Annotated in this window: 11 protein-coding genes; 2 read left to right on the forward strand and 9 right to left on the reverse strand. The window is 69.1% G+C overall.

Annotation, left to right across the window (positions count from 1 at the left end):
• Positions 1-45 precede the first annotated feature (45 nt).
• Together cbiE and QH168_RS23825 are read right to left on the reverse strand one after the other, a co-directional pair.
• Positions 46-1,266: a precorrin-6y C5,15-methyltransferase (decarboxylating) subunit CbiE gene (gene cbiE, locus QH168_RS23820; RefSeq protein ID WP_280237007.1), complete on the reverse strand. Its 1,221-nt coding sequence runs from the start codon at positions 1,264-1,266 to the stop codon at positions 46-48.
• Positions 1,263-2,027: an SDR family NAD(P)-dependent oxidoreductase gene (locus QH168_RS23825; protein ID WP_280237008.1), complete on the reverse strand. Its 765-nt coding sequence runs from the start codon at positions 2,025-2,027 to the stop codon at positions 1,263-1,265. The genes cbiE and QH168_RS23825 overlap by 4 nt, the downstream gene beginning before the upstream one ends.
• Positions 2,028-2,265: 238 nt before the next feature.
• Here QH168_RS23825 and QH168_RS23830 point away from each other — a divergent pair, with 238 nt between their 5' ends.
• Positions 2,266-2,673: a PPOX class F420-dependent oxidoreductase gene (locus QH168_RS23830; RefSeq protein ID WP_280237009.1), complete on the forward strand. Its 408-nt coding sequence runs from the start codon at positions 2,266-2,268 to the stop codon at positions 2,671-2,673.
• A gap of 117 nt (positions 2,674-2,790) precedes the next feature.
• Here the strand turns inward: QH168_RS23830 and QH168_RS23835 are convergent, their stop codons facing one another.
• Positions 2,791-3,918, reverse strand: a complete 1,128-nt coding sequence (locus QH168_RS23835; protein ID WP_280237010.1) for a M24 family metallopeptidase — start codon at positions 3,916-3,918, stop codon at positions 2,791-2,793.
• Between the two features lie 132 nt (positions 3,919-4,050).
• Here QH168_RS23835 and QH168_RS23840 point away from each other — a divergent pair, with 132 nt between their 5' ends.
• Positions 4,051-5,022 (forward strand): 5'-3' exonuclease, encoded by a 972-nt coding sequence (locus tag QH168_RS23840; RefSeq protein WP_280237011.1) that lies wholly within the window; start codon positions 4,051-4,053, stop codon positions 5,020-5,022.
• Positions 5,023-5,399: 377 nt separating this feature from the next.
• Here the strand turns inward: QH168_RS23840 and QH168_RS23845 are convergent, their stop codons facing one another.
• The 6 genes from QH168_RS23845 to QH168_RS23870 form a co-directional block, all read right to left on the reverse strand.
• Positions 5,400-6,155 carry a DUF4333 domain-containing protein gene (locus QH168_RS23845; RefSeq protein ID WP_280237012.1) on the reverse strand — a complete coding sequence of 252 codons (756 nt, stop codon included), beginning with the start codon at positions 6,153-6,155 and terminating at the stop codon, positions 5,400-5,402.
• Positions 6,156-6,232: 77 nt separating this feature from the next.
• Positions 6,233-8,932, reverse strand: coding sequence for a DEAD/DEAH box helicase (locus tag QH168_RS23850; RefSeq protein WP_280237013.1), 2,700 nt, complete (start codon positions 8,930-8,932; stop codon positions 6,233-6,235).
• Positions 8,933-8,935: 3 nt separating this feature from the next.
• Complete coding sequence (tatC, locus tag QH168_RS23855) at positions 8,936-9,907, reverse strand: twin-arginine translocase subunit TatC (RefSeq protein ID WP_280237014.1); 972 nt, start codon at positions 9,905-9,907, stop codon at positions 8,936-8,938.
• A 123-nt stretch (positions 9,908-10,030) separates the two neighbouring features.
• Positions 10,031-10,297 carry a Sec-independent protein translocase subunit TatA gene (tatA, locus tag QH168_RS23860; RefSeq protein WP_280237015.1) on the reverse strand — a complete coding sequence of 89 codons (267 nt, stop codon included), beginning with the start codon at positions 10,295-10,297 and terminating at the stop codon, positions 10,031-10,033.
• Positions 10,298-10,404: 107 nt separating this feature from the next.
• Positions 10,405-11,433, reverse strand: a complete 1,029-nt coding sequence (locus tag QH168_RS23865) for a 2-dehydropantoate 2-reductase (protein ID WP_280237016.1) — start codon at positions 11,431-11,433, stop codon at positions 10,405-10,407.
• Complete coding sequence (locus QH168_RS23870) at positions 11,430-12,404, reverse strand: helix-turn-helix transcriptional regulator (protein WP_280237017.1); 975 nt, start codon at positions 12,402-12,404, stop codon at positions 11,430-11,432. Before QH168_RS23870 ends, QH168_RS23865 begins: the two co-directional genes overlap by 4 nt.
• Between the last annotated feature and the right edge of the window lie 131 nt (positions 12,405-12,535).

The raw sequence follows: 12,535 nt of genomic DNA on the forward strand, positions 1-12,535 counted from the left end.
GCCGCAACGCTCCTGTTTCACTCATGGGCACGACCGGACCATCGCTCAGCTGATCCCCTTGCGCACCGTCCACTGCACGACGGGCAACTGCGGCCGCCACGCGGTGAATCCGCCCAGCGGCTCGGCCCGGTAGATCTGGAATCTGCGCAGTTCACCGCCGTGCGCGGCAACCAGATCGAGCAGCATCGCCTCGGACTCGGCGGTGACGGCATTGGCCACCAACCGCCCGCCCTGGCGCAGATGCGACCAGCATGTCTCGAAAACGCCGTCCTGGGTGAGGCCGCCGCCGAGGAAGATCGCATCGGGAGCCGCGACGGCGGTGCCGTACAGTTCGCCGCGCACCTCGCCCCTCACCTCGATCCCGGTGGCGCCGAGGGCCGCCGCGTTCTCGGTGATCCGCTGGCGCCGCTGTTCGACCCGTTCGAAGCTGATCGCCCGGCAGGCCGGATCGGTGCGGCACCATTCGATGGCGATGCTGCCCGAGCCGCCGCCGACGTCCCACAGCAGTTCGCCCGGCGCGGGCGCGAGGGCGCTCACCGTCAGGGCGCGTACCTCGGATTTGGTGAGTTGGCCGTCGTCGCCGTAGAGGGCGTCGGGTAGGCCGGGCAGGCGGGTGATCCGGGGACGGTCGGCGTCCGCGACGACCTCGATGGCGACGATGTTGAGCGGGTCGGCGCTGCCGCTCCAGGTGGCGGCCGTCGCGGTGCGGATCTGTTCGGCCGGGCCACCGAGCTGTTCGAGCACGGTCAGTGCCGAGTCGCCGAAACCGTTGCGGTTCAGCAGGTCCGCGAGCACCACCGGGGTCTCGCCGTCGGCGCTGAGTACGAGGACGCGACGGCGATCGATGAGTTCCGGCAGCAGGTTCTCCGGTGCGCGGCCGACCACGGAGACGATCGGGATCTCGGCGAGCGGCCACCCCAGCCGGGCACACGCAAGGGAGGCCGACGACGGCTGCGGAAACACCCGCAATGCCTGCGGGCCGACCAGCTTCGCCAGCGTGACACCGATGCCGTAGAACATCGGGTCGCCGCTGGCCAGTACGCAGACGCGTTCGGCGGCGTGGGCGCGCAGCAGGTCGGGGAGCGCGGGCAGCAGGGGTGCGGGCCAGCGGACACGCCGGGCGGTGATGTCGTCGGGGACGAGCGCCAGTTGCCGCGCCGAGCCCATCAGCACCCCGCACCCGGCGACGGCAGCGCGCGCCGTCTGCCCGAGCCCACTCCATCCCTCGGCGCCGATACCGACGACCGCGATCGGGTCGGGCCTCATCGCGGCATCCGACGCCAGATCGGCCGTGGCATCAGCCGGAACGCGATGAAGACCAACCGCAGGATGCCGGGAACCACCACCCGCTCGGCTCGCCGATGCAGACCCGCCACGACAGCATCCGCCACCTGCGCGGGGGTGCGGGAGAACGGGGCCGGTTCCATACCTTCGGTCATCCGCCCGATCACGAACCCGGAACGCACCAGCAGCAGATGCACACCGGTGCCGTGCAGCGCGTCACCGAGACCGCTGGCGAATCCGTCGAGCCCGGCCTTGGCCGCACCGTAGACATAGTTCGCCCGGCGCACCCGTACCCCGGCGATGGAGCTGAACACCACGAGCTGTCCACTGTCCTGGGCTCGCAGCAGATTCGCCAACACGGTCAGCACGCTGACCTGCGCACTGAAATCGGTGTGTACCACGGCGAGCGCGTGGGCCGGATCGTGTTCGGCGCGAACCTGATCGCCGAGAATGCCGAAGGCCACCACCACCAGCCCGAGCGGGCCGTGTTCGGCCACCACTTTCTCCAGCAGCGCTGGATGGCTGTCGGTGTCGTCGGCGTCGAACTCGACACAATGCACTGCGGCAGCCCCTGCCGCCCGCACCGCGGCCGTCTCGGCACTCAGTTCGCCGCTGCGTCGCGCCGCGAGTACGACGGTGCGCCCCGCCGCGACCCGGCGCGCGATCTCGAGGCCGATCTCGCTGCGCCCACCGAGCACCAGCACCGTTCCCGCATCGAGTTCCCGCCCACTACGCAATCCCATTCGCCCATCCTGTCATCCGATGGACGGGGCAGTACTCGGCGATCCCGCAATCGGCGAGGGACCGCCGACGATCGGCGCCATCCACCGGAACACTTCTCGCTGTGGTCCGGTGCGCCGGGCACTCGATCGTGCCGCGAGGTCCGCGCGGGACCGCGGAGGTACCCGCGCCGGGACGAATTCCGGGGGCGTCGCCGGACGCGGTGGCAAGCCGGGCCAGCGGGCTCGCTACCGTCGACGCATGGCCATCGATGCTGCTGTCGAGCTGTCCCCCGCCGCTGTCGAGTTCGTGTCCGAGCGACACCTCGCGACCCTGACGACATTGCGGTCCGACGGCACACCCCATGTGGTGGCCGTGGGATTCACCTGGGATGCGGACGCCGGTGTCGCGCGGATCATCACCAATGACGGCTCGGTGAAGGTGCGCAATGTGCGTCGGTCCGGGTATGCGGCGGTCAGCCAGGTCGACGGTGTCCGCTGGCTGACGCTCGAGGGTCCCGCGACGGTGCTCGACGACCCCGACAGTGTCGCCGACGCGGTGCGCCGGTACGCGGGCCGCTACCGGGTGCCGCGCGAGAACCCCACGCGTGTGGTCATCGCGATCCAGGTGCGACGGAAGCTGTCGAGCAGCACTCTCAGCGCCTCCTGACCCCGGCAGCCACGCTCGTTGCCGCGCGCACACCGAGGCGTCGATATCGGAGCGGTCCGCGACAGTGGTCAGCCCCCTCAGGGCACGGTCAGCCCGTGTGGACGCTGATTCGCCGCCTCAGAGCACGGTCAGCCCATGCGGGCGCTGGTTCACCGATTCGGCACCGTCCTCGGTGACGATGACGATGTCCTCGATGCGGGCACCCCACTCATCCCGGAAGTAGATGCCCGGCTCCACACTGAACGCCATCCCCGGCCGCAGTTCCAGATCGTTGCCCTCGACGATGTAGGGCTCCTCGTGCACCGACAGGCCGATACCGTGCCCGGTGCGGTGCACGAACGCCTCGCCGAGCCCCGCCGCCGTCAATGGTTCACGGGCGGCGGCATCAATCGATTCCGCGCTCACGCCGGGGCGTACGGCCGCCACGGCCGCGGCCTGCGCCTCTTCCAGTTCGGCGTAGCGGTTGGCGACCTCGGCGCGCGGCTCACCGAGGACGTAGGTCCGGGTGCAGTCGGAGTTGTAGCCGGTGGGCACGGGGCCGCCGATGTCGATGACGACGACATCACCTTGCTGAAGTCGCCGCTCCGATTTCCGATGGTGCGGTATGGCGCCGTTCGGGCCGCTACCGACGATGATGAACTCCGCCTCGGTGTGTCCCTCGGCGATGATCGCCTTCTCGATATCGTCGGCGACCTCGGCTTCGGTGCGCCCCGGCAGCAGCCACTCACCCATCCTGGCGTGCACCCGGTCGATCGCGGCGCCCGCCGCACGCAGCGCCTCGATCTCGGCGGTGTCCTTGATCATGCGCAGTTCCCGCAGCACGGGCGTCGCCGAGACCGGCAGGCCGCTGAACGATTCGGCCAGCGGCAGCAGGTGCAGGGCCTGCATCGAATCGGTGACCGCGACACGTGAACCGACGTGCAGCGCGGATTTCACGATCTGGTACGGGTTGACACCGTCCACCCAGTCGTTGACCTGCAACCCCAGCTCCGACACCGCCGACCCGTCCAGGGCGGCCAGTTCCAGCTTCGGGATCACCACCGACGGTGTGCTCTTGTCGGCGGGGATGACCAGGCAGGTCAGCCGTTCGAACGAATCGGCCGTGGAGCCGATCAGATAGCGCAGGTCGGGTCCGGGGGTGATGAGCAGCGCGTCCAGATGAGCGGCGTGCATCAATTGCACCGTGCGCTCGAGCCGGTCGGCGTAGATATCCCCCGCGAATCGTGCATCTGTAGGCGAGCTCATACGCGCAGAGGTTACCCGCACGACGCCAGGCCCGGATCCACTCCGCGCGTTCTGTTGTGTCGTCGATGACCGCATGCCACGCTCGGGCGGTTTCGCCCCGGCGGTGTCGGTCCCGGCGGGTAACCTCGGCCCGTGACGTCTGCCGCTCCCGCCACCGGACCATTGCTGCTGCTCGATGGCGCCAGTCTCTGGTTCCGCGCCTTCCACGCGATCCCGGAGAAGATCACCGCGCCCGACGGCCGGTCGGTGAACGCGCTGCGCGGTTTCACCGATATGGTCGCCGCGCTCATCACCCGGCACTCCCCCAGCAGGCTCGTGGTGTGCCTCGATCTGGATTGGCGGCCGCGGTTCCGGGTCGATCTGGTGCCGACGTACAAGTCCCACCGTCTCGATACCTCGGCCGAGGCCGCGCCCGGTGCGGAGCAGGTGCCCGACCGGCTGACCCCGCAGGTGGAGATGATCCTCGAGGTGCTGGCGGCGGCCGGGATCGCCACCGGCGGCGCCGAGGGCCTCGAGGCCGACGACGTCCTGGGCACGCTCGCGACGCGGGAACAGACCGATGATGTGATCGTGGTGAGCGGCGACCGCGACCTGCTCCAACTCGTGCGCGATACGCCCACACCACTGATCCGGGTGCTGTACGTGGGCCGCGGCCTGGCCAAGGCGGAGCTGTTCGGCCCCGCCGAAGTGTCCGCGAAATACGGTGTGCCGCTGGAGAATGCGGGCCCCGCCTACGCCGATATGGCCACGCTGCGCGGCGATGCCTCCGATGGGTTGCCCGGTGTCGCGGGCATCGGCGAGAAATCGGCGTCCACCCTCATCACCCGCTTCGGCTCCCTCGACGCGCTGCGCGCCGCCCTCGACGATCCCACCGCCGATCTCGCCCAGGGCATCCGCACCAAACTCCGCGCCGCCGACACCTACCTCACCGCCGCCGCACCCGTGGTCCGCGTGGTCCGCGACGCCGACGTCACGCTCTCCCGCCCCGACATCCTCCCCGCCACCCCCGCCGACCCCGACCGGCTACGCGAACTGGCCCTCACCTACAACGCCGAGAGCCCCATCACCCGCCTCATCGCGGCCATGGGAGCGCCACGCACCTGACCTCCACTTCCCGTGCGCCACAGCCGATCCCCTCATCACCGACCACCGCCGTGAGGTCGTACCGGCCGTCGGATTCTTGTCCAGCCCGTTTCTGTGTGCCGCGCGGACAGCTCAGCATCCGTGTGCCGTGCGGACGGCTCAGCCGCGGCCGTCGACATTGATGACCTCATCGCTGGGGTGTTCCCGACATACGGAAGCGCCGACATCGACCGGTCCGCTGCGCGGGCCGTGCCGATATCGGCGCTCCACCGAATGGAATTCGGTTCGGACAGTGCGGTGTTCATCGCGGACCCCGGGCTCTGAGGTTCGCCACGAACAGCACTCGACCGGACGTGTCCAGCGGACCCCGCGAATCCCGCGGCCCGCTCGGGTGAGGGTCAGTTCGGGCGGCCGACCTCGTAGGTGCCGTCGTCCTTGGTGATCTTGACGCTGACCTTCTTGGCCTCACCGCTGACCTTCAGGTCGCAGGTGAAGGTGGCGTCGACCTTGACTTCCTGACCGGCCGGGCAGGAGACGTCGGAGACGTCTTTGATGTCATAGGACTCCGAGAGCACCTTCTCCACACCGGACTGCACTGCCGCCTGGTCGAGTTCGTCCTTGGCGGTCAGCAGCAGGATCAGCGCGACGATGCCGCCGACGATCGCCACACCGAGCACCGCGAGGCCGATGATCAGGCCCTTCTTGCTGCCCCCGCCACCGCTACCGCTCGGCTGCGGCTGGTTCGGGTTCCACTGCTGCTGGCCCTGCTGACCCCAGTCCTGCTGCGGCTGCTGCTGCCCCCACTGCTGCTGCGGCTGCTGAGGCTGCCCCCACTGCTGCTGTTGCGGTTGCTGCTGGGGCTGCGCCCACGGCTGGCTCTGCGGCTGGTTGGGCTGGTTGGGCTGCTGCGGTTGCTGCCCCCACTGCTGGTTCGGCTGCTGGGGCTGGTTCGGCTGCTGTCCCCACTGCTGCTGCGCCGCCTGCTCACCACCGCCCCACTGCTGGGTGGGCTGCGCCGGGGACGGCTGCTGACCACCCCACTGCTGGGTGGGCCCGGCCCCGCCGGGCGCCTGCTGTCCGCCCCAGTGCTGGGTGGGATCGTTGCGTCCCTCCCCGGGACCAGGGGCGTCGTTCGGTCCGTACGGGCCGCTCATCTGGTTGCCTCCACTCGCATCGTTATGCACACGGTAGCCCCCCGCGTGCGAATGAAATCAAATCACAAACGCTTTCCTCACGCGGCGTCCACCGCGACGACACCCCGCCGGATCGCTCGTACCGCCTTGGCCGCGGTCGCCGCGACCTCGACATCGTCGGCGGTGCCGTGGATCTGGTCGAGCAGGTCGATGACCTGACGGCACCAGCGTACGAAATCGCCCGCCGACAGTGGCGAACCGTGGTCGCCGCTGGCGAGCAACGACTCGGCCAACCCGTCCCCGCGCGCCCAGGTGTGGATGCCGGTGACGAATCCGAGGTCCGGTTCACGAGTGGGTGCGAGCTTGTGTCGCGCTTCGTCGGTACGCAGCTGCGACCACACCGCGACGGTGGCGCCGACGGCTCGCCGCACCGGTTCGGTCGGACCGGAGGCGCCGAGGTACCCGCCCTCCTGACGCGATTCGTAGACCAGGATCGACACCACCGCAGCCAGTTCGGCGGGGCCGAGGCCGCGCCACAGCCCCTGCCGCAGACATTCGGCGACCAGCAGATCGCTTTCGGCGTAGATCCGGGCAAGTCGGCGGCCGTCCTTCGTCACCTCGCCCGCATGGACGAAACCGCGTTCCTCCAGCAGTCCGAGGATGCGGTCGAAGGTGCGGGCCAGCGAGTTCGTGGTCGCGGCAACTTTCTGGCGCATGGTGTCGGTTTCCCTGGTCAGCCGGGCGTAGCGTTCGCCGATCCGGCTGAGCTGTTCCCGGTCGGGCCTGCTGTGCACCGGATGGGCGCGCAGGCTGCGCCGCAGGGTGTCCAGTTCTCGATCGTCGGCGGCGCGCGAGCGTTGGCCGCGACGCTGCCGCCCCGGTGCGGCGATACCGGTGCTGCGCAGGGCGGAGGCCAGATCGCGGCGGGTGCGGGCGGTGCGGTGATCGACCCGGCGCGGCAACCGCATATGCCCGAGGGCCTGGGCGGGAACCGGGAAATCGGCGACCGAGATCCGGCCCGCCCATTTGTCCTCGGTGAGTACGAGTGGGCGCGGATCGCCGGGGGTGGCGTCGGCTTCCAGGATCACCGCGAGCCCCGCACGACGGCCGGACGGGATCGCGACGACGTCACCGCGCCGCAGCGACGTCAGCGCCGCCACCGCGGCGCCGCGCCGATCGGCCCGGCCCTGCTGTTCGATCTGACGTTCCCGCTGTTTGATCCGCTCACGCAACGAGAAGTACTCGAAGAAATCGCCGTCGACCCCGCCGACCTGTCCGGCGAGTTTGCGCAACTGGTTCTCGTTGCGCTCGATGCCGCGCACCAGTCCGACGACCGAGCGGTCGGCCTGGAACTGTGCGAACGACCGTTCCAGCAGCGTCCGCGCCTCGTCGGCGCCCATCCGGTCGATCAGGTTGATCGACATGTTGTAGCCGGGCCGGAACGAACTGCGCAGCGGGTAGGTGCGGGTGGAGGCCAGACCGGCCACCGCGCTGGTGTCGACCTCGGGCTGCCACAGCACGACCGCATGACCTTCGACGTCGATACCGCGACGTCCGGCGCGACCGGTGAGCTGGGTGTATTCGCCGGGGGTGAGTTCGGCGTGGGATTCGCCGTTGAATTTGACCAACCGTTCCAGCACGACGGTGCGGGCGGGCATGTTGATGCCGAGCGCCAAGGTCTCGGTGGCGAACACCGCGCGGACCAGACCGTTGACGAACAGCTCTTCGACCGTGTGCCGGAACGCGGGCAGCATACCGGCGTGATGGGCGGCCAGTCCGCGGTGCAGCGCCTCACTCCACTCCCAGTAGCCGAGCACCTCGAGATCGGCCTTCGGCAGCTCGCCGGTGTGTTTCTCGATGATCGCGTCGACCCGGTCCTGATCCTCGTCGCGGCTCAGGTCCAGTCGCGAACGCAGGCATTGCGCCAGCGCACCGTCGCAGCCCGCCCGGCTGAAGATGAAGGTGATGGCGGGCAGCAGCCCCTCTTCGTCCAGCTTGGCCAGCACTTCGGGGCGCGGTAGTGGACGGAAGTCGCGGCGCCCGCCGCCACGGCCGCGTGGGCCGCCCCAGTTGTTCATCCGGTCGGCGCTCTCGCGATGGCGGATGTAGCGGACGAGGTCTTCGTCGACGAGCACCTTCTGTTCGGAGGAATTGCTGTCGAACAGATCGAACATGCGCCGCCCGACCATCACGTGCTGCCACAGCGGGACGGGCCGGGTCTCGTCCACCACGACGGCGGTATCGCCGCGCACGGTCTCCATCCACGCGCCGAATTCCTCGGCATTGGACACCGTGGCCGACAGGCTGACCAGCCGTACCTCCGGCAACAGATGCAGGATGACCTCTTCCCATACCGCGCCGCGGAAACGGTCGGCCAGGTAGTGCACCTCGTCCATCACCACATAGGACAGCGCGTGCAGCGCGTCGGAGGACGCGTAGAGCATATTGCGCAGGACCTCGGTGGTCATGACCACGATCGGGGCGCCCGAATTGATCGACTGATCACCGGTCAGCAGCCCGACCTTGTCGCGGCCGTAACGCGCGGTGAGATCGGCGAATTTCTGGTTGGACAGTGCCTTGATGGGCGTGGTGTAGAAGCATTTGCCGCCGGTGGCCAGCGCCAGGTGTACCGCGAACTCGCCGACGACGGTCTTACCCGCGCCGGTGGGTGCGCACACCAGCACGCTGTGTCCCTCTTCGAGGGCGCGGCATGCCTGCTGCTGGAACGGGTCCAACCTGAAGGTCAGATCGGCGGAAAAGCTGTCCAGCTCGCCTGTCAGCGACCGGTTCTGTGTCACCCGTCAGAGAGTATCGGAGTAGTCCGACACCGGCCGGGTGCTTTTCTCCGGGGGCGCCACCGGCTCGGCTCCGGCGATGGGGTCGGCCGATCCGACGGGTTCGGGGCCCGACAGGGTCGAGGCCTGCTCGTCGTCGAGGTCACCCCAGCCCTCGGTGCTTTCGCGGCGAGCCTTGCGCGCATCGTTGATCCGCGCGAACTGCACGGCCAGCTCGAACAGCAGCGTCAGCGCCAGGGCGAGCGCCAGCATGGAGAACGGGTCCTGCGGGGTGACGATGGCGGCGAAGACGAACAGACCGAAGATGATGCCGCGCCGCCAGGCCTTGAGCCGGGCGTAGGTGAGGACACCGATCAGGTTGAGTCCGATGATCAGCAGCGGCGTCTCGAAACTGACCCCGAAGATCACCAGCAGCTGAATGATGAAGCTGAAGTATTCCGAACCGCTCAACGCGGTGATCTGCACATTGTCGCCGATGGAGAGCAGGAAGCTCAACGCGTGCGCGATCACCACATAGGCCAGCACCGCACCGGTGACGAACAGCACCGAACCGGAGGCGACGAAGCCGATCGCGTACTTGCGTTCCTTGGCGTAGAGGCCGGGGGTGATGAACGCCCACAGCTGGTACAGCCAGATCGGGCAGGCCAGCACGATGCCCGCGGTCATACCGACCTTCAACCGGAGCATGAACTGCTCGAACGGTGCGGTGGCCAGCAGGCGGCACTCGCCGTCCGGGGTCAGCGAGGCGCGCGCCTCCGATGGCAGCCCACAGTAGGGTCCGCGCAGGATTTCGCCGAGGCTTTCGATGCCGAGGAACGAATGCGCGTACCAGAAGAACCCGAGCACCGTGGTGACCAGGACCGCGGCGATCGAGATCAGCAGCCGGGTACGCAGCTCCTGGAGATGCTCGACCAACGACATGGTGCCGTCGGGGTTGGTCCTGCGCTTGCTGCGCCGGGGGTCGAACGGAATTCGCATGGTGTGTGTGGTTGCCCTTGTGCTCGCGTGCCCGGACCGCTCACCGTCGACGCCGAGCGATGGCCGGACGCCAACAGCAAAATACCCGGAGTGAGTCCGAACTCACTCCGGTCGGCGCATCGATCAGAGCGTTTTCGACTCGGTGCGCGGCTGGTCGGCGGGCGCCGGGTTCGCGGCCTGACCGGACGGGAGCTGCTGCGCGGGGGCGGCGGGCGCAGCCGAGGAACCGGCCGAGTTGCCGCCCTCGTTCTGCATCTGGCTGACCTCGCTCTTGAAGATCCGCAGCGATCGGCCGAGGCTGCGGGCCGCGTCGGGCATCCGCTTCGCGCCGAAGAACATCACGAAGACGACCGCGATGATCAGCCAGTGCCAGATGCTCAGACTGCCCATGTTCTACCTCCAAAGACTGTGGTGACACCGATGCTACCGGACCGTGAAGTGGGCGAACCCGCGCGTAGGCCCCTGTTGGCCGGGTGTTCAGCCGGCGCGGCGGAGTTTCATTCGCCGCGCTGGGCGGCCGCTTCCCGCAACTGTCCCAGCAGCTCCGATCCGCTCCAGCGACGCTCGTCACCCTGTTCGGCGGCCAGGATCAACTCGATGAGTCGCTGGTTCACCGGTGTCGGCCGCCCGACCATCGCGCCGAGGCCGACGATTTCGCCGCACAGCCAAGAGATTTCGGTGCGGCGACCGGCGGCGAGGTCATCGGCCATGGACGAGCGCGCCATCGGGTCGACTGCCAGCACCCGTCCGGCGACCCGTTCGAACACCGCGTCGGGGACGGTGAGCAGCCGGGCCATCAGCGACGGCGGCAGCGGCGTCAGCCGGGCGGGTCGAATTCGCGCGCTGTTCATCACATCGAGTGCTTCACGCTGGGCAAGGGCGAGGCAGCGCCGGTAGTCGCGCTGGGCGAGTTCGGCGCGCAGCGGCTGCCCGGACAGGGCGTTGACCGGGTTGTTCAGGTTCAGCAGCAGCTTGGCCCATTGCACCGGCAGCAGGTCGGCGTGTCGGTCGAGCGGCAGGCCCGCCCGGTCGAAGTCGGCGGCGAAACGGTCGAGCGCGGGATCGTCGTGGACGGCGATGACGCCGTCGGTGCCGCGGTGGAAATGGCCGCCACCGTGTTGGACGACGTTGAACATCACCATGCCCGCGAGCACCACGTGACCGGGCAGCACGGTGCGGATCACGCCGTCGTTGCCGATACCGTTCTGCAAGCTCAGCACCACGGTCCCGGGCTGTAGCCTGCCGGTGAGGCTGTGGGCGGCATCGGCCGTCGCGCCGGATTTCACGGTGATCAGCACCAGATCGGCGGTCTCGGCGGCCTCCGGTTCGGTCGCGACGGAGAACCGGTCGGCCGGCACGGTCGCCGATCCGCCGTCGAGGTCGGTCAGCTGTAGACCGGACGCACTGATCTCGTCGAGCAGTCGCGGCCTGCCGACGAAGGTCACCTCGGCGCCCGCCGCCGCCAGTTTCCCGCCGACGAAGGTTCCGATACTGCCCGCGCCGAGCACCATGACCCGATTCGTCAAGCCGGTCCTGCCTCCTCGTAACCCGCTTCGTCGTAGGCGGCCAGCGCCGCGTTCGACCGCTCCCGCACCGCGGCCACCAGTTCCGGCGGTCCGAGCACGGTGACCCCGGAGCCGAAGCCGAGCAGTAGCCGCGCCATCCAGTCCAGTGTCGCGAACCGCATGGTGGCCTCCATGCTGCCGTCGGCGTGCACGGCCAGCCGCTGGATCGGGTACTGGTCGAGGACCCAGCCGTAATCGTCGCGGATCCGCAACCGCGCCAGCGGCAGGGCCGGATCGTCCTGGAACAGGTCGAGCGCGGCATCGGCGTCGGTGGCCTCGCTGGGCGGACTGGCCGGTTCGTCCAGTTCGGTGGCCGCCTCGATCCGGTCGAACCGGAACAGGCGCACACCCTCGGCCTCGCGGCACCAGGCCTGCAAGTAGCTGTTGTTGTCGACGAGCACGATCCGGATCGGGTCGACGAGGCGTTCGGAGACCACATCGCGGCTGGCCGAGTAGTACACCAGCCGCAACGCGTGCCTGGCCGCCAGCGCCGCGCGCACGGTCGCTACCGCGGGCGCCTCCACCGGCCGCGGCCTGTCGGTGGCCTCGAGGGCGGCACCGGAGATGGCGGATTCGATCTTGGCGATCGCGGAATGGGCGGCGCTCGGGTCGACCATGCCTGGTGTGTCGACGATCGAGCGCAAGGCCACCAGCAGGGCGGTGGCCTCGGTGGAGGTCAGGCGCAGCGGGCGATCGATACCGGCGGAGAAGGTGACGTCGATGCTCTCCTCGGAGAACGACAGGTCGATCAGATCACCGGGCCCGTATCCGGGCAGACCGCACATCCACAGCTGATTCAGATCGCTCATCAGCTGTTTGGTGGTCACACCGAGATCGGCGGCGGCTTCGGCGGCGCTGATCCCGGGATGGGCCATCAGGTACGGGACCATGTTCAGCAGCCGCGACAGCCGCACCGACAACCGGCTGCTCATGCTGGTTCCTCCTGGCCTGATCGGACGCCCGCCATGGTGATACGCGCCGCCTCCTGCGGGCGACACCCCATCGTGCGGTCACCTCCGAGCAGGATCGGACGTTGTCGGCCGTGGCGCATGCCGCCGTCTCC

The sequence above is a fragment of the Nocardia cyriacigeorgica genome, assembly GCF_029868385.1.
GTDB lineage: Bacteria > Actinomycetota > Actinomycetes > Mycobacteriales > Mycobacteriaceae > Nocardia > Nocardia cyriacigeorgica_F.